Genomic DNA, 22,124 nt, shown 5'->3' on the forward strand with positions numbered 1-22,124 from the left:
GGGGGTCCTTGCCGCCTGGCTGCGCGGCGGCCGGGCGGACGCGGCGCTGGTCCGCCCCGACCGGGTGGTCCTGGACACCGTTCCGGCCGGGAGCGGCGACTTCACCCACTCCCGCAGCTGGGCGACCCTGTGGTGCACCACCCGCCGCCCCGGGCCGTCGGCGGACCGCTCCGGTGCCCGCGACTCCGCCTCCGCCGCACCGATTCCGCTGATTCCGGCCCCCTGATGAGGAAGACAACAGCATGACGATCCCTGACACTCCCCCGCCGCCGGAGCCGTTCTGGACTCCCGACCCGGCGGACACCGCGGGCGCCCGCATCGTCGACTTCGGCCGTTGGGCCGCCGCCCGCCACCCGCGCCTCGGTCAGGCCGGCGACCCCGCCGACTACGACGTGCTGCACCGCTGGTCCGTCACCGAACTCGAGGAGTTCTGGGGGGCTGTGTGGGAGTACTTCGCCGTCGAGTCCTCGACCCCCTACGAGACCGTGCTGGCCGAGGAGTTGATGCCCGGCGCGCGCTGGTTCCCCGGCGCGACCCTCAACTACGCGCACCACGCGCTGCGTCACGTGAGGGACGACGAGCCCGCGATCCTCGCGCTGGACGAGACCGGGGCGGGGTACGAAGTCCTGGGCGGTGAACTCCGCGCCCAGGTCGCGGCGATCGCCGCCACCCTGCGCGAACTCGGCGTCGGCGCCGGGGACACCGTGGTGGGCTATCTGCCCCACACCCCCCACGCCGTGGTCGCGTTCCTCGCCGCCGCCAGTCTCGGGGCCGTATGGTCGGTCTGCGGTCAGGACTACGCCCCCGAGGCCGCCGCCGATCGGTTCGCCCAGCTCCGGCCAACCGTGCTGTTCGCGGCCGACGGCTACCTGTTCAACGGTACGGTCCACGACCGCCGCGAGGCGGCCCTGGAACTCGCCGGCCGCCTGCCCACGCTCGATGCCGTGGTGCTGGTCGACCACGTGGGTGCGGGATGGTCCGACGACCGGCGTGCCTTCCCCACGGTGCGGTGGGACGACGTGGTCACCCGTACCGAGGAACTGGTGTGCGTGCCCGTGCCCTTCGACCACCCCTTGTGGGTGGTGTTCTCCTCGGGGACCACGGGGCTTCCCAAGGGGATCGTCCACGGTCACGGCGGCGTCCTGCTCGAACACCTCAAGACCCTGGGCCTGCACTCCGACCTGGGACCGGCCGACCGTCTCCTGTGGTACACGACCACCCACTGGATGATGTGGAACCTCGCGGTCTCCACGCTGCTGACCGGCGCGACCACCTGTACGTACGACGGCAGCCCCGCGCCCTTCGCCCGCCCGGATGTCCTGTGGGAACTCGCCGCCCGCCACCGCGTCAGCGTTTTCGGCACCAGTCCCCCCTACCTGCTCGGCATGGCCAAGTTCGGCATCGACCCGTCGGTGCACGACCTGTCCGCGATCCGTGCGATCGGCTGCACCGGATCCACCCTGCCGGCGTCCGCCTACCCGTGGGTCGGTGAGCATGTCGGCCAGCGGGTCCAACTCGCCTCCACCAGCGGCGGGACCGACGTGGTGTCGGGCTTCGCGGGCAGCGCCGCCACCACACCGGTCTGGGCCGGCGAACTGTCCGCGCCCCACCTCGGTGTCGCTCTGGCGGCCTACTCCCCGGACGGGAACCCGGTGGTGGACCAGGTGGGTGAACTGGTGGTGACGCGCCCGATGCCGTCCATGCCGCTGTACTTCTGGAACGACCCGGACGGCGCCCGCTACCGGGACGCGTACTTCTCCACGTATCCCGGCGTGTGGCGGCACGGCGACTGGATCACCCTCACCTCCCGGGGTTCGGTCGTCGTCCACGGCCGCTCCGACTCCACGCTGAACCGCAACGGGGTACGGCTCGGCAGCGGCGACATCCACGACGCGGTCGAACGACTGCCCGAGATCGCCGAGTCGCTGGTCATCGGCGCGGAGGAGCCGGACGGCGGGTACTGGATGCCGCTGTTCGTGGTCCTCGCGGAGGGTGCCGTCCTCGACGACGCCGTGCGCGACCGCGTCCGGGACGCCATCTGTAACAGCGCGTCGCCCCGCCACGTCCCCGACGAGGTCCTCGAAGTGCCCGGGATTCCGCACACCCGTACCGGCAAGAAACTCGAAGTGCCGGTGAAACGCCTGCTCCAGGGTGCTCCCGCCGAGGACGTGGTCAACCCGGCGGCCGTGGACCGCCCCGAACTCATCGCCTTCTACGCGCGGTTGGGTGCCGACCGCGCGCGTGCCCGGACCGCCGGAGCGGGTGATGTCCGGTGACACCGACACCTGACGCCGCGCCCGCCCCTCCGCCGCTGAACGGCGCCGTCGACGTGCACGCGCACTTCATCACCCCGCGGCTGAGGGCGGCGATGGAGGCGGCCGGTCACGGACAGCCCGACGGGATGCCCGCCATCCCGGAGTGGAGCCCCGAGGCGGCGCTCGCCATGATGGACGGCACCGGCATCGCGGCGGCCGTCCTGTCGGTCTCCTCACCGGGAATCGGCTTCGGCGACCCCGCCGAGACCCGCGAGCTGGCGAGGACCGTCAACGAGGAAGGCGCGGCCGTCGTCCGTACGTACCCGGGCAGATTCGGACTGATGGCCTCCCTGCCGCTGCCGGACATCTCCGACGCGCTACGGGAGACGCACCACGCCTTCGACGTGCTGGACGCCGATGGTGTCGTCCTCCAGACCCACTACGCGGGACACCATCTCGGCGATCCCCTGTACGAGCCGCTGATGGCCGAACTCGACCGGCGGGCGGCCGTCGTCCTCCTGCACCCGACGTCACCGCCGCACGCCGAGGCGACCGGGCTGGGATGGCCCCGGCCGATGCTGGAGTTCCCGTTCGAGACCACGCGCGCCGTGACCAACCTGATCCTGCGGGGCGTACGGGACCGTTTCCCCGCCATCCGGTTCATCGTCCCGCACGCCGGTGCCGTCCTGCCCTCGGTCGCGGACCGCCTCTCCGTCTTCGCGCTGGGCGTCGGAGCCGGGTCGACCGACGTCTTCGGAGCCCTCCGGGGGTTCTACTACGACGTCGCGGGCTTCGCCCTCCCCCGGTTGCTGCCCTCCTTGCTCACCCTGGCGGACGCCGAGCGTCTCCTCTACGGCAGTGACTACCCCTTCACTCCCGACTGGGTGGCGCAGGGCCTGGCCACCGCACTCGCCAACACCGATGTCCTGACGTCGGAGCAACAAGCGCTGATGCAGCGAGAGACGGCGGCCACGCTCTTCCCGCGCCTGGCGTCCTCACTCCCGGGGGCCTGACGCGAGCCTGGGACGGGCCAGGGAGGGGCCTGCGAGGGGTCAATGCCGGCCACATCCTTCCCGCCTTTCTCTTATAAAAACATCCTCCTTTTCGAGGCGTTCCGAGGTGTGGGACCGACAGACCCGGGCACCCGCATTTCTGAGAGGCGGTCACCGAACAAGATGACGCTCTCGCAGAGCATATGCCGTCGAACAAGGAGCCTTTTATGAGTGACAACATGTGGGGATACCAGCCGACGGCCGGTCACACCGCGGGCAACACCCTGACCGGTTATAAGGTCGAGGCGAGCGACGGAAGCATCGGTAAGGTCGACAAGCACTCCGACGAGGTCGGCTCGTCGTACCTGGTGGTCGACACCGGTGTCTGGATCTTCGGCAAGCACGTTCTGCTGCCGGCCAGCACCGTCACGCGGATCGACACCGCGGAGGAGACCATCTACGTCGACCGGACGAAGGCGGAGATCAAGGACGCCCCCGAGTTCGACAAGGACAAGCACCTCGGTGACACGGATTACCACGAGCAGGTGGGCGGGCACTACGGAAAGCACCGCCGCATCTGACCACGAAAGCTCCCGTCGGGGGCCGACCCGAGCGAATTCGCTCGGGTCGGCCCCCGACGGCTTTCACGGTAAATAATTCGCTCAAGAATTCAGGCGCAATAGCGGACGCGGCAATACGCAGGAGGCATCCGTCCGTACCGCGTGGACCACACAGACGAACTGCGCAGACAAGACTGTACAACTCAACCTGCACGTTCTAGTGTCGGGTACATGTATGAGAGCCCACGCCTGTCCCCCTCGGCGGTCCAGGCCTCGCAAGAGGTCCGTATGGTCATCGGCCGCCTGCGGCGCCGCATCCTCAACGCCGCCGAAGCCGAGGACATCACCTTCGGGCAGGCGTCCGTCCTGAGCCGTCTGTCCGACCGGCCGGGCGTCACGGCCAGCGAGCTCGCGGCGGCCGAGGGCGTACGCCACCAGTCGATGACCTCGACGGTCGCGTCCCTGGCCGCTCTGGGGCTGGTGGTACGGCGGCCCGATCCCGAGGACGGGCGCCGGCTGCTCATCGCGCTGACCCCGGAGGGGCACCGTCGGGTGGAGGAGGGGCGGCAGGCCCGGCAGGAGTGGCTCGCCACGGAGTTGCAGGAGAGGTGCACGGAGGAGGAGCGGCGGGCGGTGATCGGCGCCATGGCCGTACTGGAGCGACTGACCCATGACTGACCAGAAGACGGCGGGTCGCGGCAGGACGGCGCCGGCCGGCTTCGACCGGCGGCTGCTGCCGCCGATGATGCTGGGCTCGGTCCTCAACCCGATCAACTCGACGATCATCGCCGTCACCCTCATACCCATCGGCGACGCCCTGGGCGCGTCGCCCGCGCAGACCGCGTGGCTGGTCTCGGCCCTCTATCTGGCCACCGCCCTCGGACAGCCCGTCGTGGGGCGGCTCATCGACATCTTCGGGCCGCGCAGGCTCTTCCTCGTCAGTACGAGCCTGGTCGGGATCGCCGGAGTGATCGGCACCCTGGCGCCGAACCTGGGGGTGCTGATCGCCTCGCGGGTCCTGCTCGGTTTCGGCACCTGCGCCGGGTATCCCGCCGCGATGGCGCTGCTGCGCAGCGAGGCCCTGCGCACCGGGCAGGACAGTCCGGGCGGGGTACTGACCGCCCTGGCCGTCGCCAACCAGACCATCGCCGTGATCGGCCCCCTGCTGGGCGGCCTGCTGGTGGGTCTGGGCGGCTGGCGCACCACCTTCGCGCTGAACGTACCGCTGGCCGCTGCGGCCGTACTGCTGGGGCTGCTCCGGCTGCCCAAGGAGGCCGGCCCGGGGGCCTCCCCCGAACCAGGCACGGAAAGCTCCCCGGCAACCGGCGCCACCCCGTCCCCGGGGCGAGCCGGGGATCTCGCCGCCCGGCTCGACCTGCCCGGCATGGCGCTGTTCGCCGCGATGCTCGTCTCGCTGCTGCTGTTCCTGATGAACCTGCACCTGCGCGACTGGTACCTGCTGGCGATCGCCGCCGCCGCGAGCGCCGCGTTCGGCGCCCGGGAGCTACGGGCCCCCACCCCGTTCATCGATCTGCGGGTGCTGGGCGGCAACACGCCTCTGCTGATCACGTACGGGCGCGCGCTGGTCGCGTACGTCGTGTCCTACTCGTTCCTCTACGGGTTCACCCAGTGGACGGAGGAGGGCTTCGGGCTCTCGCCCTTCCACGCGGGGCTGGCGCAGATCCCCATGTTCCTGGTGGCCATCGGAGTGTCGATCGTCTCGGGGCGGCGCGAGGGCGTACGCGGCAAGCTGCTCGTCGGCGGGCTCGGGCAGGTGGTCGCCTGCCTGGTGATGCTGACGCTCACCGGGGCCAGCCCGGTGTGGACGCTGATACTCGTGGCCCTGATCTTCGGCCTCCCCCAGGGCCTGAACAACCTGGCCCTCCAGAACTCCGTCTACTTCCAGGCCGACCCGGAACGCACCGCCTCGTCGGCGGGCCTGTTGCGTACCTTCGCGTACGTCGGCTCGATGGTCGCCTCCTCCACCACGGCCGCCTCCTTCGGGCAGCGCGCGGACACCGGCGGCATGCACCACCTCGCCTGGATCATGCTCGGCGCGGCCGTGCTCTACCTCCTCCTGACGGTCTCCGACCGCGCGCTGGGCCGCACGTCCGACAGCGCTGCCGCGCACTCTCCGAAGGAGTGAACGCACCTGATCGAACGACTTTGAACGGCAACACCCCAGAGCCCGCACGTCCCCTCCCCCCTGGGCGAACTGACGTTCACAACATGCCCACGACCGCCCCGTGACGGGACCGGATCCGGCGCGTTTCCAGAGCACCAGCGCCACACCGCCACCCAGACGGAGGACCCACCGGCGGCATGACCGAGCCCACCGAGACACCCGCCCACACCGTCCCAGGTCCCCGGACCGCCCCACTGCCCGCCACTGGGGTCGACCCCCCGAGCGCGGCAGGGCGGGCGGCCGTTTTTCGGATGGGCGGGCCCTCCGATGGACGCACCGGATGGCTGCCGCCCGAGCAGTATGCCGAGACCGTTCTCAAGGCGACCGCCTTCGCGTGCTTCTACTTCACCGACGAGGACGAACGGCCTCTCCAGTTGCACTCCGTCTACTCTCCCGCGCACCCCTGGCAGCTGGTCGGCGGGACGATGGACCCGGGTGAGCGCCCGTGGCAGACCGCCGTTCGTGAGTGCCAGGAGGAGACCGGCATCACGCCGGCCGGGCCGCCCCGGCTTCTGGCGACGGTGTACGGGCTGCCCGGCGCCGAATGGCCGTACAGCACGATCGGATGCGTCTTCGACGGCGGCCGGCTCACCGCGACGCAGATCCGTGGCATCGCCGTGCAGCCGGAGGAACACGACGAGGTCCGCGTCCTGCCGCTGGCCGCGTGGGAGGCGTTGATGCCCCGCCGGGACTTCGAGCGCCTGAGCGCCCTGACGGAGGCGCGCCGCACGGGCACCGCCGCGTACGTCGACAACTGGGACTGGGGGGACGACTGAGCGGCGGAGTCCGGAGGCGGGGCGTGCGGTCGGAGTCCGCCGCTTCCCGTCGCTTCCCGCCGATCCGGCCGTCCGACCGACCGTTCCTCGTTGAGAAGGGTCCACCTGCCGTGGCCGTGTCCCCTCCGCCCTCCCTGCTCGGTGTGTTCGCGCATCCTGACGACGAGTCCCTCCTCGCCGGCGGCGTCCTCGCCCAACACGCGGCCGGCGGCGCGCGTACCGCGGTGGTCACCACCACCTGGGCCCCCACCGGCCACCGGGCCGCCGAACTCGAAGACGCCCTGGGTGTCCTCGGCGCAGGCCGGCCCCGCATGCTCGGATACGGTGACGCGCGCGACACCGCGTCAGCTCCCGGGAGCCCGCGGTTCTGCGACGCACCGCTGGACGAGGTCGTCGCCCGACTGGTCGCGGAGGTACGGGAGTTCCGTCCCGACGTCGTGGTCACCCATGACGCCCTCGGACAGCTGACGGGCCACCCCGACCACCGGCACACCCACCGGGTGACCCTGCTCGCGGTGGAGGCCGCCGGATTCGCGCACCTCTACCCGGAGGCCGGGGCGCCCTGGCGGACCCGCGCGCTCTACTCGGCCACCCACCCGCACTCCGGGGTCGGTGACCTGGGGCCGCTCCTGACCGGGGTCGGCAAGGCCGTGCTCAGTGTTCCGGACGCGTACGTCAGCGCGACCGTCGACGTGGCCGCGTGGGCCGACCGGAAGTGGCGCGCGATTCTGGCGCATCGCAGTGAGGCGGAGAGAGAACGATCTCTGCCCGGGCTTCTGGCGCGGGCCGGGGAGGAGGCGCGGGGCCGGGTTCTCGGCACCGAGTACTACTCCCGCCTCGGTCTCTCGCCTTCGCCGGGCGGTCTGAGGCGGCTGACCACCTGACGGAGTGGGCCCGCCGGCGTGGTGCGGCGGGCCCATTCTGGGGTGCGGTCGGGGGTCAGGTGACTAGCGGACCTTCACGAAGACCGGGTTCGAGTAGAACCAGAGGTCGTCCCACGGGCTCTCCTTGCCGTCCGCGAGCGGCTCGGCCTCGTCGGTGCTCGTGCCGCGTACGCGGGCGTAGAGGTCGCCCTCCACGTCGCGCAGCGTGTGACGGATGACGTACTCCTTGCCCTCCCGGCGCCAGTCGCGGGGGCCGAAGCGGGCCACCACCTTGGTGGTCGGGTTGGTGTCGGTGTCGAGGTTCGCGCTCGGGCCCGTGACCCGGCCCGTGATCAGGTCGACGCGCCGGACCTCCGGGCGGTCGCCGTTGGCGTTCTTGCCCTCCAGCGGCCGGAACCTGATCTCGATCTCGACGTCGGTGCGGTTGCGGCGGCTCACTGTGAGGGTCTCCCCCACGGATGCCTCGTTGCCGCGGTTGCTCGCGCTGAGGTCGAGGCTGGTGATCAGGTCGCCCGTGCCCACCCAGATCCGCCCGTTGCGCAGGCCGTCCATGATGTCGGCGTAGTCCTGGCGCGCCAGCACGTGCGTCTTGCTGTACTCGCCCGGCCAGAAGTCGGAGCCGCCGCGGGTCCAGTGGACGTGCGAGTCGGAGGTCGCGGTGATCCACCAGCGCCGGCCCTCGCCGAGCAGCGAGTCCCAGAGTCCGCCGACGCGCGCGGTCATCTGGTCGAAGCCGCCGTGGGTGGGGTAGTTGCCGTAACCGCCGCGCGCACCGCCGATGAGCGGGCCCGCCTGGTGGCCGGGGGCGCCCTCGAAGCCGACGTAGATGTCGGGCGCGGCGTTGTTGCCGTTACGGAACTCGCGCGGCGTGTCCTGACCGTAGACGCCGAGGCCCGTGGCCGACCGCGAGGCGTGGTGGGCGATCACCAGCGGCTTGCGCGGCATGCCCTTCGCGGCCTTCAGGAACTCGACCATCTTGGCCTCGGTGTCACGGCCCGGGTCGGCGGGGAAGGGGTCGTTCTTCGCGAAGCGGCTCTCCAGCTCGAAGAGTTGCTTCGCCTCGTCCGCGTGGTGAGGGATCATCAGCGTGTGGTGGTCCAGCGCGGGCGCGTCGAACTCCATGCCCCAGAACTGGAGAACGCCGGGCACCAGCGTGCGGGAGCGGAGAAGGTCGGGGTACGCCTGCTCCAGGTTCACCTTCGAGTGGGTCGGGCCGCCGTGGTCGGTGCACATCACCCAGCTGAGACCGAAGTGCTTCGCCATGATCGCGTTGGTCACGATCGGGTAGACGGCGTCGCCGCCCTTGATGAACTTGGGCGGATTGGTCGACGTGTCGAACGAGCCGCTGTACTCCGAGTGCACGTGGTGGTCGCCGGCGCGCCACGCCCGGCTGCGCGAGTCGCCGTGCTTCCCCTGGTCGCGGTCGTCATCGTCGTGGGCCGCGGCCGGGCCGGCCACCGCCAGCGGGCCGGCCGCCGCCAGCGTCGCCCCGACGCCCGCGTACTTGACCAACCGGCGCCGCGAGATCGCCGAGTACTCCGGGTCTTCGCTGTTCTTGTTCTTCACGATGAAGCCTCTCGTTCAACCGCTGGGGGGCAACGAGGAGTCTCGGGTGGCAAACCGAACGGAACATGAACACCGCTCACGACGATCGAGAACAACACCTCCCGGTCCGCGCTTGGTGCGCCGTTGAACTGCGCTTTACCCCCGGGGAAGGGCACGGGCACGCCCGCCGCCCGCACCGTCGGCGACACAAGGTAACGTGAGTGTCACTGTGCGAAGTCGTTCGGGGCGTTTCCGTGAGTACGGCAGCTGGGTGGTCACCCTGGTGCTGGCGGCTCTGACTGCCCTGTTGCTCGGTGCGTGCGACAGCGGCGGGCATCACCGGCTGCTCGACGCGCCCGCCGGCCGTACAGCCGTGTCCGCGTCCGCCTCTGACTTCGCGTCAGGGTGCGCCGACCCGGACCCGTCCTGCGCGCCGGTGGCGGAACACCATCTCGCCACCCAGCTGGACCAGTACCAGCCTCTTCCGGCGCTCGCCGCAACGGTCGGCGGCCGGCGGCCCGGGACAGAAACGTCCCTCTGCGGCGGCACCTCCCGGCGCGGGCCGCCCCCCGGCGGAGGACGGGACGTGCTCGGCCGGGTGTGCGTGTCGAGGACGTGACCGGGCCGGACCGCTCGGTCGTACGGCGGCCTCCCGCCGCCCCGCGCGCGGTCTGACGATCCCGGTCGCTCCCTCTCCGGGCCCCCGGTGCCCCTCCGGCAACAGGTGAGGCACCGCGGTGCGCCCCGGCCCGCACGAAAGACATCCGTACGATGACTGAACTGTCCCCGCCCGTGCCCATGCCCGTGCGCCTGCCCGCACCCCCGAACCCGCTCGGTGTCGAGGGCGCCGTCGGCAACACGCCGGTGCTGTGGGTCGACGAGCCCTTCGCGACCGCCCCCAGCGGGTTCTGGGCGAAGCTCGAAGGATTCAACCCCGGCGGCATCAAGGACCGCGCCGCCCTGTACATGGTCAACCGGGCCCGGGAGCGCGGGGATCTGCTCCCCGGTGCCCCGATCGTGGAGTCGACCTCCGGGACGCTGGGCCTCGGCCTGGCGCTGGCCGGGGTCCTCCTCGGGCATCCGGTGCACCTGGTCACCGACCCGGGCATGGAGCCGATCATGGAGCGGATGCTCACCGCCCACGGCGCCACCCTGTACGTCGTCGACCGGCCGCACCCCGACGGCGGATGGCAGGAGGCGCGTCGCCGGAAGGTCGCCGCGCTCCTGGCCGCGTACCCCGGCGCGTGGTGCCCGGACCAGTACCACAATCCCGACAACGTGGCCGCGTACGCCGGACTCGCCGACGAACTCGTGGGTCAGCTGCACCACATCGACGTGCTGGTGTGCGCGGTCGGTACCGGCGGCCACTCCGCCGGGGTCGCCCGCGGCCTGCGTAGGCGCATGCCCGCGCTGCGGCTGGTCGGGGTCGACACCATCGGATCCACGATCTTCGGCCAGCCGGCCAGGACCCGGCTGATGCGCGGGCTCGGCTCGTCCATCTACCCCCGCAACGTCGACTACGGCGCCTTCAGCGAGGTCCACTGGGTCGCCCCGGCCGAGGCGGTCTGGTGCGCCCGGCGCCTGGCCGCACGGCAGTTCGCCACCGGTGGCTGGAGCGTGGGCGCGGTCGCGCTGGTGGCCGGCTGGCTGGCCCGTACGCAGCCGGAGGGGACCCGTATCGCCGCGGTCTTCCCGGACGGGCCGCACCGCTACTTCGACACCGTCTTCAACGACGACTACTGCCGCGCCCACGGGCTCCTCCTCACGGAGGGACCCACCGGCCCGGAGACGCTGGTCCGTTCCGGCGCTGCCGAGGTGTCGCGCTGGACGCGCTGCACCACGGTCACCGATCCGCTCTCCGCCCCCACCGGTCAGGAGCCGCGTACGAACGTCGATGTGACGGAGGGCCAGCTGTGAACTCCGTCTGGAAGCAGACCCGTTCCTTCGACGCCACCGTACGACTGCTGCTGGTCAACCAGCTCACCATCAACCTCGGCTTCTACATGCTCATGCCCTATCTGGCCGTCCACCTGTCCACCACGCTGGCTCTCGGCGCCTGGGCGGTCGGCCTGGTCCTGGGCATGCGCAACCTCTCCCAGCAGGGCATGTTCCTCGTCGGCGGCCTGCTCGCCGACCGGCTCGGCCACCGCCCGCTGATCATCGCGGGGTGTGCGCTGCGTACGGTCGGCTTCGCCGCGCTCGCCGTGGTCGACACCTTGCCCGGCCTCCTGGCGGCGTCGGCCGCCACCGGCCTGGCGGGCGCGTTGTTCAACCCCGCCGTGCGTGCCTGCCTCGCCGCCGAGGCCGGGGAGCGCCGGGTGGAGGCGTTCGCGCTCTTCAACGTCTTCTACCAGACCGGGATCCTGCTCGGCCCCGTCGTCGGACTGGCCCTGACGGCGGTGGCGTTCCCCCTCACGTGCGGGGTGGCGGCGGCGCTGTTCGCCCTGCTGACGGTGCTGCAACTGCGGCGGCTGCCCGCGCGGAAGGGCGCGTCGGACGCGCCCGGCGCGACGTGGCGGCAACAGGCGGGTGCGGTCCTGCGCAACCGCCCCTTCTGGCTGTTCGCCGCCGCGATGACCGGCTCGTACGTCCTGTCCTTCCAGATCTATCTCGCGCTGCCGCTGGAGACGACACGTCTGGTGGGCGACGGCGCGTACGGCACGGCGGCGACCAGTGCGCTGTTCGTCGTGTCAGGTCTGGTCGCGCTCACCGGGCAGATGCGTATCACCGCCTGGTGCAGGCGTACGTGGACACCTCATCGCTGTCTGGTCGCCGGGCTCGCCCTCATGGCGGCGGCGTTCCTGCCCCCGGCCCTCACGGCGAACGCGGCTCCGGCACCGGGCAGTTGGGGCGCCGCGCTCGCCATGGCGCCGCTCCTGGCGTGCGCGGGCCTGCTCTCGGTGGCGACGGCGGTGCTGTACCCGTTCGAGATGGACACCATCGTCGCGCTGTCCGGCGGCCGGTGGGTCGCCACCCACTACGGCCTCTACAACACGGTGTGCGGTGTGGGCATCACTGCGGGCAATCTGGCCACGGGTGCCGTACTCGACGCGGGACGCGACGCCGGTGCGGCGGCTCTGCCCTGGCTGGCGCTGGCTCTTCTCGGGGCGGGATGCGCGACCGCGGTGGCGGCGCTGTCCCGCAGGGGGAACCTCGGCGTACCGGCGGAGGCGGCTGCGGTACGGGCCTGACGACGGGGCATCCATGACCCGTCCGACCCAGCCGGCCGGGGTCTCACGACCCCGGCCGGCTGAGCGCGGTCACACGCTTCCGGGCGACACGACCGCGGACACGCCCTAGACCTGGTTACGGCTCCGTCGTGACCACCACACTCCCGCGCCGGCGACCAGGACGACCACCACCGCGACGACCGCGATGATCACCGTGGTGTCGCGGCCGGAATCGTTCGCCACGGCCGCTTCGGCGGGCGCTGTCGACGCGGCAGCGGGAGTGGACGGAGCCGGGGCCGGGGAGGAAGAGGTGACGCTCGGCTCCGGCGTCGGGCTGGGGCTCGGGCTCGGTGAGAGGGGCTTGGCTCCGGGCGCCGCGGGCTTCAACTCCAGTACGGGCGCCGGGTTCTCCACCTTCTTGCCGCCGCTGGGCACCTCGATCCACCGGGAGATCTCGCCGTTCCCGTACGTCTCGACGGTCTTGAACACCAGCGACTCTGCGTCCGGCAACTGGCGTACCGTCACGCTGTGTTCGGCGTCCGTGCCGACGCCGAGCGCGGCGCCCCCGACGGTGTACCCGTCGGCGGTGGCGGTCAGCTTCCACCCCTTGGGGGCGTCCTTGAGTGCCACCGCGTCCGGTGCGATGCCCTCGGGCAGGACAACCCTCAGCGTCTTGATCCCCGCGTCGTCGCTCTCGGCCTCCGAGGTGAAGCTCAGTGTGACGTTCTCGGCCAGGGCCCGCGCGTCTGAGGCGCTGACCTCGGCATGTGCGGCGGCAGGTCCCGCCCCGGCCGCCACGACGGCGGCGGCAGCGGCGACCGCCACCGCGTACCGCCGCAGGACACGGCCGGTCGATGATGTGTTCACGAAGATCGGACTCTCTCGGTACGGGCGGACTCGTCCCGCGTACGGGCGGCCCGCCAGGATCAGGGGAAGTGCCTCTCCTGCCCGACCCGACGGCGGCCCTCTCCGCTCGACCACGTGCGACAACATCGTCTCCGTGGCCGGCCGCACCGCGGCATCCCGAGGATGCCGGCGTACGGACGTCGTCACCCGCGCAGGAGCCGGCCATCGCCCCCACGCCGCCGCGACGAGTGCGATACCCGTCCTCGCCCAGCGGCCGACCGTACGGGGCAGCCCGCTCAACGCCCTGTCCGCGCGATACATCAGCAGCGCCACGGCGACAGCCGCCGTGCCGTGCGCCAGCGTCATCGGGCCGTAGTGCGCCTCGTAGCCCAGGCCCAGGCGGGCGCCCGCCCGCGTATGCGCCCGAGCGTGATCGTGGACCGACGCGGCGGACGCGGACAGCGCCGTATGCAGAACGAACTGCGCCGCACACGTGGCCACGGTCACGGTCCCCCACGAACGGGCCCTGCCCGTTCCGGCGGCGGCCACCGTCCCCACCACCACGGCCATGACGGCCAGCCGCGCCCAGGGGACCGGTTCCTCCGACGCCAGATGGTGCCCAACAGCCGCCAGCACGACGCTGATCAGCGTGAATACGGCAGCTCTCACCCATCGGCCGTCCGGCCCGAGCCGCCGCGGCCGACCGGACGCACATCCTCCGGGCGGGTTCATGTCACGCTCATCATCCACGGCCGTCCGAGCCGCTGAACACGCGCCCGGCGGCATCCGTATCCCTTCACGCGCCACGACTCCGCCGATCTTGTGAAGGGACGCCCGGTGACCGCCCACCGCCCGCATACCACCCGCAGCACCCTGCTCCTGGCCGTGCTCGCTCTCGCTTCGGCGGCCATGACCACGGCCTGCTCGGCGGACGAGAAGGACGCACGGCCCACCGCGCCCCGGACGAGCGAGGCGCCGGCCGCCGCCCCCGCGAACATCGAGAAGATCGCGGCGCTGACCGGCTGCGAGGCCGACATCCGTACCGACGCCGACGAACTCCGTGAAGGCGTCTGCGTCACAGCGCGGGGGAGCTGGACCGTGACGACCTTCCCCGAGGAGAAGTTCAAGCAGACCTGGCTGGAGTCGGCCGCCATGTACGGCGGCACCTACCTCGTCGGGCCCCGCTGGGCCATCGGCGGCAAACCGGAGCTGCTCGCACAGCTCCGTACCAAGGTCGGCGGGAACCTCCAGAAGCTGCGCGACATGAACGCGCCACTCGTCACACCCGCGAGCCCCTCCCCCTGAACCGTCCGCACCACTTCACGCGCGGCGGGGGCCGCCGGCTACGAGCGCGGCAGGGTCGCCGTGTCCAGGAAGAAGGAGTCGATGCCCTGGACCGCGGTGATGAACTCGTCCAGGTTGACGGGCTTGGCGACGTACGCGTTGGCGTGCTGGCGGTACGCGCCCTGGATGTCGTCCGGCGCGGCGGACGTGGTGAGGACCACCACCGGGATGCTGCCCAGGGCCGGGTCGTCCTTGAGGACCGCGAGGAGTTCCCTGCCGTTCATCCGTGGCATGTTCAGGTCGAGGACGATCAGGTCGGGCCGTTCCTCGCCGGGGTCGCGCAGGTGCTCCAGGGCCGCGATGCCGTCGGGGACCCGAGCGATGGTACGAGCCATACCGCGCCCGACAAGAGCCTCCTCGATGAGCAGCGCGTCGGCGAGGTCGTCCTCGACGAGGAGGACGCTGTAGGGGCGGTCGATCGAGAAAGGGTTCACGGCTGAGCTCCTGTGCTGGGGGGAGGGAAGGGGGCGTGAGGGGGGCTGAGCAGTGAAGAGGAGCCCGGGCCAGCGTCGGCGGGCACCCTGCCGGGTCATGCCCCACGCGTCACCGAGCTGCGGATAGTTCGCACCGGCCTGCGCCGCCACGGCTGCCTGTTCGCGTGCGCACCGCTCCACGGCGCGGCTGAGATAGGACAGGGCGCGCAGCCGGTCCAGCTCCGCCGACGCGCCGGGGCCGGGGTCGGGTGTCGCCGTCGGCGTCAGGTCGCTGTCTCCCTCTCCTCGGGGGGCCCGTCCTTCCAGGGTCCCTCGGGCCTGTGTCGCCAGCTGGTGTGCCAACGCCATGACCGCCTCTTCGGCGAGGCGGGTCAACGCATGGTCGTCGGACACGGGGACAACATGGGGGACCATGGGAGAACCCTAACCAGGCGCCGCCCTCGACAACAGTTGTTGTCAGGCAACGGTACGCTGACCGCGCCCGGCGTCAGCCGCCGGGGGTGACCTTGAGGAAAGCGTGGACATGAAGATTACGGGCAACGGCCACGCCGTCGTGGGCCGTGCGGTGTCGGGATGGACCACACGGCGCTGGCTGGTCACCGGCACCTCGCTGGCCCTGGCGGTGCTGCTCGGGCTGTCGCTCTGCGGCGCCTGGGTCTTCGCGCGCTCCACCGCCATCAACAACCGGCTGGTCGACCGCTCCAGTCCCGCTCTGATCGCCTCCGTACAGCTGGAAAGCGCCCTGATCAACCAGGAGACCGGTATACGGGGGTACGGAATCACCGGACAGGCCGACTTCCTCGCCCCGTACCGGGACGGTCTGGCGCGTCAGAAATCGTCCGTACGGCAGCTGCGCCTCCTCACCGGCGAGGACAAGGTCGCCGCGCGGGACCTCGCCGAGGTGGACGGCCGGGCCCGGCAGTGGCAGTCGCGGATCGCGCGGCCGGTCGCCGAGTCCCCCGCCCCCGTGCCGCTGGCCCGGGAACGCGCCGAGGAGGGGCGACGGCTCTTCGACTCCCTGCGTACGGCGATGTCGGCCCAGCAGGAACACCTCCAGGCGGCGCGGGCGGAGGCGCGCGCCGATCTCCAGGGCGCGCGGACGTTCCGCAACTGGACCTTCACGGCGATGGCCCTGGTCATCCTGGTGCTCGCGGGCCTGGTCTTCGTCGGCCTGCGCCGGGGGGTCACCTCTCATCTCGACCGGCTCTCGCTCGACGTACGCAAGGTGGCGGGCGGGGACTTCGGCCACTCGGTGGCGGGATCGGGCCCGGCGGACCTGAAGCTGCTGGCGGCGGATGTCGAATCCATGCGCACCAGGCTCGCCGCCGAGCTGTCCTTCAGCGAGACGGCGCAGGCCAACCTCGCCACGCAGGCCGAGGAGCTGCGGCGTTCCAACTCCGAACTGGAGCAGTTCGCGTACGTCGCCTCGCACGACCTCCAGGAACCCCTGCGGAAGGTGGCGAGTTTCTGCCAGCTCCTGGAGCGCCGGTACGCGGAGAACCTGGACGACCGGGGGCGGCAGTACATCGCGTTCGCGGTGGACGGGGCCAACCGGATGCAGGGGCTCATCAGTGATCTGCTGGGCTTCTCACGGATCGGCCGTCTGATGACCGAGCACGTGGACGTCGACCTGGACGATCTTTTCGACAAGACCGTCGATTCGCTCGGCCTGGCCATCGAGGAATCGGGCGCGGTGGTCACGCACGACCCCTTGCCGGTCCTGCAAGGCGAGAAGACCCAACTCGGCATGCTCCTCCAGAACCTGATCGGCAACGCCGTCAAGTTCCGGTCGGCGGACCGTCCGCCGGTGATCCATCTCGGGGTCCGGCCGGTGGACGGGGCGTGGGAGTTCGCCGTCACGGACAACGGCATCGGCATCGCGCCGGAGTTCGCGGAGCGCGTCTTCGTCGTGTTCCAGCGTCTCCACACGCGCGAGCAGTACTCCGGGAACGGCATCGGTCTGGCCCTGTGCCGCAAGATCGTGGAGTACCACGGCGGGAACATCGGCATCGACCACACGCACAGCCCCGGTACGCGGATCGTGTTCACCCTCCCGGACACTCCGGACGCGGGGGCGCCGCGCACCGCCCCGGGCCAGGGCGCTCTGCCGCGGCCGGCCCGGGGCGAGGACGTCGTACCGCATCCGGCGCGGGGATAGTCCGGCCGGCGGCGGGGCGTCGGCCGACCGAGCAGCTCGGTCCGGGCAACTCCGCCCGGCCGGCCGACGCCCCTGACCCGGTCAGAGCGCGACGATGCCTTCGCCGCCGACTCCGTCCGGCACCTGGGTGCTGCCGATCTTGGTGAGGGCGCCGTCCCGGCCGATGCGGAAGGCGTCCACGACGCCCGCGCCGCCGGTCTGTACGTACAGGTAGCGGCCGTCGGGGGTGACGGACGCGTCGACCGTGCCGGCGTCGGTGGGGGTGTTCCCCAGCGGTTCGAGGTGGGCGTGGCGGTTCTGGCGGAAGCGCGAGACGGTGTTGCTGCCCGCGTTGGAGACGTAGAAGTGGTCACCGGCGCGGACGACCCAGCAGCTCGCCTGCTGGCCGGTCGGGGTGTCGTCGACGAGGATCGCGTCGCCGTCGTCGCGCAGACGGAAGGTCAGCACGCTGTTCTCCGCGCCGTCGGCGACGACGAGACGTTGGTGGGCGTCGAAGGTCAGCCCGAACGGCTGGGAGCCTTCCTTGCTGTTCACGACGGGTTCGGCGGACGGGGCGCCCGACGGATCGAGGGCGAAGACCTCGATGCTGTTGCCGCCCAGCTTGGTGGTGACGACCAGCTGGGATCCGTCGGGGGTGAACGCCACCTGGCCCGGGGTGTGGGTGAACTCGGGCGCGGTGGCGGTGTCCAGATCCAGCTCCCGGTGCCAGGCCGCGACCGGGTGCAGCTTGCCGTCCTTCAGCCGGTAGCCCTGGATCGAGCCGCCGTCGCGCCCGTTGAGTACGTACACGCGGTCCTGGTGCGCGGCGACGCTGACCGGGAAGACCCCGCCGGCGGTGACGACCTGCTCACGGTGGAGCCGGTCGCCCTCGACCGAGAACACGGTGACGGTGTTGCTGCCGGCGTTGACCGCGTACAGCAGCTTGTGGTGGGGGTCGTACGTCAGCGAGCCCTGCGAGGCGAGGTGGTCGACGACGGAGCCCGCCAGGACCCCGCCCTTCCCGCCGGTGCCGTAGACCGTCCGCTCGTGCAGCGACCCGTCGTCGTGGCGGCGGTAGGCGATCACCTGGTTGCCCGCGACACGGTCGTTCTGGACGAACACCGCCCTGCCGTGGTCATGGGCCGACGGGTCGGGCACGGCGGGCGTCGCGGTCGCGGGCACGGCGAACGCGGCGGTCGAGAGGACCACGGTCACGGCGACCTGGAGGGTTCTGGCGAATCTGCGGGTGGTGGTCGGCATCTGCCTTCTCCTGAGTCCGGCCGGCCGGGCGACTCCTCACTCCTGCGGGAGGGTACGCACACGGCCGGCAGAGAGCGTCGTTCCGCCGTCATCGTCAAGCGGGGGCGGCCACGATCGGGGCACCCCGCCCCCGGGGTACCCCATTAGGATGATCAGACAGCGGCGAACGGTCGCACACGCCGACGCTCCCGGCCGGTCGGCCGACGCACACGCTTGAAACCCAGCCGGACTTCAGGTCAAGAAGAGGACCCCGGACCCTCTCCCGCCCGCTTCGCCGGCTCCGGCGTCCGGGCGAGGCCCGTCGCCGTCGCTTCGAGCAGGTGGCGGAGCTTCGGGGTGAAGTCGAGGGCGACGTGGGCCCAGCGTGGCTCCTGTTCGTACAGGGCCGCGAGGGTCGGGGTCGGGTGGGACACCTGCCAGAAGCCGGCCGCCAGGGTGACGGCCGTGGCCAGCAGGGCCTCGATCTGCTGGAGGGTCATGGTGCCCGCGCGGTCCAGCGTGGCCGCGATCTCGTCGTACGCCGCGAAGGAGTTGGTCTTGTACCGGCGGGCTCGCTCGATGTCGACGTCACCTTCGAGCGACAACGGGACGTGGGTCAGCAGATCGCAGAAGACCGGCAGCGACACGAGGGTGTCGGTGAGCACCGTCGCGATCTGCGAGGGGCCGAGGTCGGCCCGGTCGCCGACCGCGTCCTTGATCACGTCGCGCCACCGGTCCCACCCGCGCTCGGCCAGTTCGAGGAGCAGCTCCTCCTTGCTGGCGTAGTAGCGCCGCACCCCGGTGCGATGCAGGCCCGCGCGTTCCGTGACCGGCGCCAGCGTGAGGTGCCGGACGCCGCCCAGCTCCAGGGCAAGCGCCTCGGCCGCCGCCAGCAGGTCTTCGGAGCGGCGTGTCTTGTCCTCGATCGATCGGGCTCTGCGGTGCATACGGGAACTATAACGCTCGCCGGGTGCGCTAATCCCGGCCCTGTGTTACGTTCGACTTAACGCATCACCAGGAGCGTTAAGCCGGAAGAGGGAAACCCATGAAAGCCGTTCACGTCACACGCTTCGGCGACCCCGCCGTACTGGAAGCCGTCGAGCTGCCCGATCCCCGGCCGGGTCCCGGACAGGTGGCGATCGACGTCACCCACGCGGCCGTCGGGCTCATCGACGTCTACTTCCGCCAGGGGTTGTTCAAGGACCAGGAAGGGATGCCGCAGCCGCCGTTCGTCCCCGGCCTGGAGGTCGCGGGTACCGTGCGCGCGCTCGGCGACGGGGTGACCGGACTCGCGGTGGGCGAGAGGGTGGTGACGCTCTCCGCGACCGGCACGGGCGGTTACGCCTCGGTGCTCGTCAGCGATCAGGCCTTTGTCGTGTCCACCGAGGGGTACGACATCGATCCCGCCCTCGCCGTGGCAGCCGTCCCCAACGCGGCGATGGCCCACCTCGCCCTGACCCGCGTCGCCCACATGTCCGCGGGGGAGAGCGTCCTCGTCCACGGCGCGCTGGGCGGTTTCGCCTCCGCCTTCCCCGGGGTCGCGCGACAGCTCGGTGCCTCACGGGTGGTCGGTTCCGTCCGTACGAGCAAGCTCGGGGTGGCCGCCACGACCCGGCTGCCGTACGACACGATCGTCGACTCCGCCGAGCTGCCCGACGCCCTGGACGGCAAGCTCTTCGACATCGTCATCGACCCCGTGGGAGGCGCGGTGCGCGCCCGGAGCCTCGATCTGCTGGCGCCGTCCGGCCGTCTCCTGATGGTCGGCAACGCGAGCGGCGACTGGAGCGACCTCCTCGTCGGCAACCGGCTCTGGATGGGTGGCCTCACCGTCTCCGGATTCTCGGCGGGCGCCTACATCCCGGCACACCTGGAGGAACTGCGACCCGCGGCCGAGGCCGCGCTGGGGACGGTGGCGGACGGCCTCGTCCACCCCGAGGTGGACGTCCTCCCGCTGGCCGAGGCCGTGACCGCGCACGAGCGGATGGAGAGCCGGTCGGTCGACGGCCGCATCGTCCTGACACCCTGAGCGGTCACTCCGCCCACCACCGATCCGGCCGACGCCCCGGATTCCGGTTGTGCGGAGAGCGGTGACCTTCGTCTCGCGGGGTAGTCGATGCCCGACGACGAAGGGAGGTCGCGCATGCCGGACGACATGTCGTTGAGAGCGGTGGGGTGGGCCCAGTCCTTCCCCGTGTCGGGTGGAGTACGGGCCGGGCGCGACTGGGCGCGGAAACATCTGGACGCGCTCGGTTGGGCCACGGAGGCGCCGGACACGGTGGATTCGGTGCTGCTCACCGTCTCGGAGCTGATCACCAACGCGCACATCCACGCCCGGAGCACCGCGCAGCTGGTCCTGACCTGGGACAGCCACTGTCTGCACGTCAGCGTGCACGATTCCGGGGCCGGGCAGCCGGTGGTCCGCAAGGCCGGTGACACCGAGCCCTCGGGCCGCGGTCTCGCCATCGTGCACGCCCTGGCCGACAGCTACGAGACGCGGACCCGGTCCCACGGGAAGTCCCACGGGAAGACCGTCATCGCCTGTTTCCGTCCCCCTGACGGGGCCGTACGCCACGAGGCGTGCATGCGGCAGGACCACGAGGCGTGACCGCGAGAGCCGATCCGGCCGTCGCGGGCCGGACGAACCGCCCCCGACCAGGGGCCCGCTGAAACAGAGCCGCCGGACACGGCGGCGGCCGAGCACGAGGTGTCGGAGAAGCGAGAAGAGGCGTTCCCTGTGTTGGTGGCCGGGCGGTACCGGACGAGCGATCAGCTCGGCCGCGGCGGAATGGGCGAGGTCTGGCGAGCGCGGGACGAGGTGCTGGGCCGCCCTGTCGCGGTCAAGCTGCTCAGACAGCGGGACGCCGACGCCGCCGCGCTCGCCCGCTTCGAGCTGGAGGGGCGGACCGCGGCCCGGCTGAGCCACCCCAACGTGGTGACGGTGTACGACAGCGGCACCGAGGCCGACCGGGGCTACCTGGTGATGGAACTGGTCGAGGGGCACAGCCTGGCGCAGGAGTTGCGCGTCAACGGGCCGACTCCGCCCACGGCGGCGGCCCGGATCGGGAGCCAGGTCGCCGCCGGTCTGGCCGCCGCGCACCACGAAGGGGTGGTCCACCGGGACGTCAAACCGGCGAATCTGCTGCTGGCGCCCGACGGCACCGTCAAGATCGGTGACTTCGGGATCGCCCGCTTCGCCGATCACTCCACCACGGAACTGACGATGAACGGCCAGGTCATCGGCACCAGCGCCTATCTGGCGCCGGAGCGTGCCCTGGGCCGTCCGGCGGGGCCGCCCTCGGACATGTACGGACTGGGCTGTGTGCTGTACGAGTTGCTCACCGCCCGTCCGCCCTTCCACGCGGACACCCCGGCGGTCATGGTTTACCGGCACGTTGAGGCGATTCCCGACCCGCCGAGCCGCCGTGGTCCCGAACTCCCGGGTGAGCTGGACGAATTTGTCCTGAGGCTGCTGACGAAGGACCCGGCGCGGCGGCCCACCGCCGAGGAGGCCATCAGCTTCCTCTCCGCGCCGGAGGACTGGATACCGGTCGGGCGGCGGACCGTACCCGCGCCGATGGCTCTTCCCCAGGACGCCCCGCCCGTTCACACCGCTCTTCTCTCCGGCGGGCTTCTCTCCGGCGGCGTGCCCGGAGCACCTGGGGTGCCGATGGCGACCGGGGCGCCCGACGAGCACACGCGGACGCGGCCCGGCCGGCGTCGGCGCCCCGGCCACGCGGGACAGCGCCGCCGTTCGGTG

General features: G+C 71.6%; 20 protein-coding genes and 1 pseudogene. 16 read left to right on the forward strand and 5 right to left on the reverse strand.

All coding sequences use genetic code 11. The features are described from left to right. The 8 genes and pseudogenes from GT042_RS38425 to GT042_RS31055 all read left to right on the forward strand — a co-directional run. Positions 1 to 226: pseudogene (locus tag GT042_RS38425) on the forward strand (3-(3-hydroxyphenyl)propionate hydroxylase); the annotation flags it as partial. 16 nt (positions 227 to 242) lie between these two features. Further along, positions 243 to 2,276 (forward strand): acetoacetate--CoA ligase, encoded by a 2,034-nt coding sequence (locus GT042_RS31025; protein ID WP_161312019.1) that lies wholly within the window; start codon positions 243 to 245, stop codon positions 2,274 to 2,276. Beyond that, complete coding sequence (locus GT042_RS31030) at positions 2,273 to 3,268, forward strand: amidohydrolase family protein (RefSeq protein ID WP_345943982.1); 996 nt, start codon at positions 2,273 to 2,275, stop codon at positions 3,266 to 3,268. Before GT042_RS31025 ends, GT042_RS31030 begins: the two co-directional genes overlap by 4 nt. A gap of 206 nt (positions 3,269 to 3,474) precedes the next feature. Next, a complete protein-coding gene (locus GT042_RS31035) occupies positions 3,475 to 3,828 on the forward strand; it encodes a PRC-barrel domain containing protein (RefSeq protein ID WP_161312020.1) in 354 nt (117 codons plus the stop codon). A 210-nt stretch (positions 3,829 to 4,038) separates the two neighbouring features. Beyond that, positions 4,039 to 4,485: a MarR family transcriptional regulator gene (locus GT042_RS31040; RefSeq protein ID WP_161312021.1), complete on the forward strand. Its 447-nt coding sequence runs from the start codon at positions 4,039 to 4,041 to the stop codon at positions 4,483 to 4,485. Positions 4,486 to 4,549: 64 nt separating this feature from the next. Continuing rightward, positions 4,550 to 5,953, forward strand: a complete 1,404-nt coding sequence (locus GT042_RS31045) for an MFS transporter (protein ID WP_161312033.1) — start codon at positions 4,550 to 4,552, stop codon at positions 5,951 to 5,953. 290 nt (positions 5,954 to 6,243) lie between these two features. Then, positions 6,244 to 6,768 carry an NUDIX hydrolase gene (locus GT042_RS31050; protein WP_161312022.1) on the forward strand — a complete coding sequence of 175 codons (525 nt, stop codon included), beginning with the start codon at positions 6,244 to 6,246 and terminating at the stop codon, positions 6,766 to 6,768. 116 nt (positions 6,769 to 6,884) lie between these two features. After that, a complete protein-coding gene (locus GT042_RS31055) occupies positions 6,885 to 7,652 on the forward strand; it encodes a PIG-L deacetylase family protein (protein ID WP_345943986.1) in 768 nt (255 codons plus the stop codon). Between the two features lie 63 nt (positions 7,653 to 7,715). Here the strand turns inward: GT042_RS31055 and GT042_RS31060 are convergent, their stop codons facing one another. Further along, positions 7,716 to 9,218 carry a phosphoesterase gene (locus GT042_RS31060; RefSeq protein ID WP_161312023.1) on the reverse strand — a complete coding sequence of 501 codons (1,503 nt, stop codon included), beginning with the start codon at positions 9,216 to 9,218 and terminating at the stop codon, positions 7,716 to 7,718. A 196-nt stretch (positions 9,219 to 9,414) separates the two neighbouring features. Here GT042_RS31060 and GT042_RS31065 point away from each other — a divergent pair, with 196 nt between their 5' ends. The 3 genes from GT042_RS31065 to GT042_RS31075 all read left to right on the forward strand — a co-directional run bounded on the left by GT042_RS31065 (position 9,415) and on the right by GT042_RS31075 (position 12,388). Continuing rightward, entirely contained in the window at positions 9,415 to 9,816 is a 402-nt protein-coding gene (locus tag GT042_RS31065; RefSeq protein WP_161312024.1) for a hypothetical protein, read from the forward strand. A 179-nt stretch (positions 9,817 to 9,995) separates the two neighbouring features. Continuing rightward, positions 9,996 to 11,114, forward strand: coding sequence for a PLP-dependent cysteine synthase family protein (locus tag GT042_RS31070; RefSeq protein WP_237531377.1), 1,119 nt, complete (start codon positions 9,996 to 9,998; stop codon positions 11,112 to 11,114). After that, positions 11,111 to 12,388, forward strand: coding sequence for an MFS transporter (locus tag GT042_RS31075; protein WP_161312026.1), 1,278 nt, complete (start codon positions 11,111 to 11,113; stop codon positions 12,386 to 12,388). The genes GT042_RS31070 and GT042_RS31075 overlap by 4 nt, the downstream gene beginning before the upstream one ends. Before the next feature lie 105 nt (positions 12,389 to 12,493). Here GT042_RS31075 and GT042_RS40210 read toward each other — a convergent pair whose 3' ends face one another. After that, positions 12,494 to 13,882, reverse strand: a complete 1,389-nt coding sequence (locus tag GT042_RS40210; RefSeq protein WP_345943983.1) for a DUF1775 domain-containing protein — start codon at positions 13,880 to 13,882, stop codon at positions 12,494 to 12,496. Between the two features lie 168 nt (positions 13,883 to 14,050). Between GT042_RS40210 and GT042_RS31085 the strand changes: the two genes are divergently transcribed. Then, complete coding sequence (locus GT042_RS31085) at positions 14,051 to 14,518, forward strand: hypothetical protein (RefSeq protein WP_161312027.1); 468 nt, start codon at positions 14,051 to 14,053, stop codon at positions 14,516 to 14,518. Between the two features lie 38 nt (positions 14,519 to 14,556). On the opposite strand, the gene GT042_RS31090 is transcribed toward GT042_RS31085, so the two are convergent. Beyond that, a complete protein-coding gene (locus GT042_RS31090; protein WP_345943984.1) occupies positions 14,557 to 15,384 on the reverse strand; it encodes a response regulator in 828 nt (275 codons plus the stop codon). Positions 15,385 to 15,514: 130 nt separating this feature from the next. Here GT042_RS31090 and GT042_RS31095 point away from each other — a divergent pair, with 130 nt between their 5' ends. Then, positions 15,515 to 17,149, forward strand: a complete 1,635-nt coding sequence (locus GT042_RS31095) for a sensor histidine kinase (protein ID WP_161312037.1) — start codon at positions 15,515 to 15,517, stop codon at positions 17,147 to 17,149. 81 nt (positions 17,150 to 17,230) lie between these two features. On the opposite strand, the gene GT042_RS31100 is transcribed toward GT042_RS31095, so the two are convergent. Next, complete coding sequence (locus GT042_RS31100; protein ID WP_161312028.1) at positions 17,231 to 18,388, reverse strand: beta-propeller fold lactonase family protein; 1,158 nt, start codon at positions 18,386 to 18,388, stop codon at positions 17,231 to 17,233. A 236-nt stretch (positions 18,389 to 18,624) separates the two neighbouring features. Further along, positions 18,625 to 19,314, reverse strand: a complete 690-nt coding sequence (locus GT042_RS31105) for a TetR family transcriptional regulator (RefSeq protein ID WP_161312029.1) — start codon at positions 19,312 to 19,314, stop codon at positions 18,625 to 18,627. Positions 19,315 to 19,412: 98 nt separating this feature from the next. Here GT042_RS31105 and GT042_RS31110 point away from each other — a divergent pair, with 98 nt between their 5' ends. The 3 genes from GT042_RS31110 to GT042_RS31120 form a co-directional block, all read left to right on the forward strand. Next, a complete protein-coding gene (locus GT042_RS31110; RefSeq protein WP_161312030.1) occupies positions 19,413 to 20,393 on the forward strand; it encodes a zinc-binding dehydrogenase in 981 nt (326 codons plus the stop codon). Between the two features lie 114 nt (positions 20,394 to 20,507). After that, positions 20,508 to 20,972: an ATP-binding protein gene (locus tag GT042_RS31115; protein WP_161312031.1), complete on the forward strand. Its 465-nt coding sequence runs from the start codon at positions 20,508 to 20,510 to the stop codon at positions 20,970 to 20,972. 135 nt (positions 20,973 to 21,107) lie between these two features. Further along, on the forward strand, positions 21,108 to 22,124 hold a 1,017-nt coding region (locus tag GT042_RS31120), incomplete at its 3' end, for a serine/threonine-protein kinase (protein ID WP_345943985.1).

The sequence above is a fragment of the Streptomyces sp. SID3212 genome, assembly GCF_009865405.1.
Taxonomy (GTDB): Bacteria; Actinomycetota; Actinomycetes; order Streptomycetales; family Streptomycetaceae; genus Streptomyces.

Bases quoted from the DNA above. Each gene is read 5' to 3' on its own strand.
- GT042_RS31025 (WP_161312019.1), top strand. From the start codon at position 243: ATGACGATCCCTGACACTCCCCCGCCGCCGGAGCCGTTCTGGACTCCC.
- GT042_RS31035 (WP_161312020.1), top strand. From the start codon at position 3,475: ATGAGTGACAACATGTGGGGATACCAGCCGACGGCCGGTCACACCGCG.
- GT042_RS31040 (WP_161312021.1), top strand. From the start codon at position 4,039: ATGTATGAGAGCCCACGCCTGTCCCCCTCGGCGGTCCAGGCCTCGCAA.
- GT042_RS31045 (WP_161312033.1), top strand. From the start codon at position 4,550: ATGATGCTGGGCTCGGTCCTCAACCCGATCAACTCGACGATCATCGCC.
- GT042_RS31050 (WP_161312022.1), top strand. From the start codon at position 6,244: ATGGGCGGGCCCTCCGATGGACGCACCGGATGGCTGCCGCCCGAGCAG.
- GT042_RS31070 (WP_237531377.1), top strand. From the start codon at position 9,996: ATGCCCGTGCGCCTGCCCGCACCCCCGAACCCGCTCGGTGTCGAGGGC.
- GT042_RS31095 (WP_161312037.1), top strand. From the start codon at position 15,515: ATGAAGATTACGGGCAACGGCCACGCCGTCGTGGGCCGTGCGGTGTCG.
- GT042_RS31100 (WP_161312028.1), bottom strand. From the start codon at position 18,388: ATGCCGACCACCACCCGCAGATTCGCCAGAACCCTCCAGGTCGCCGTG.
- GT042_RS31105 (WP_161312029.1), bottom strand. From the start codon at position 19,314: ATGCACCGCAGAGCCCGATCGATCGAGGACAAGACACGCCGCTCCGAA.
- GT042_RS31110 (WP_161312030.1), top strand. From the start codon at position 19,413: ATGAAAGCCGTTCACGTCACACGCTTCGGCGACCCCGCCGTACTGGAA.
- GT042_RS31115 (WP_161312031.1), top strand. From the start codon at position 20,508: ATGCCGGACGACATGTCGTTGAGAGCGGTGGGGTGGGCCCAGTCCTTC.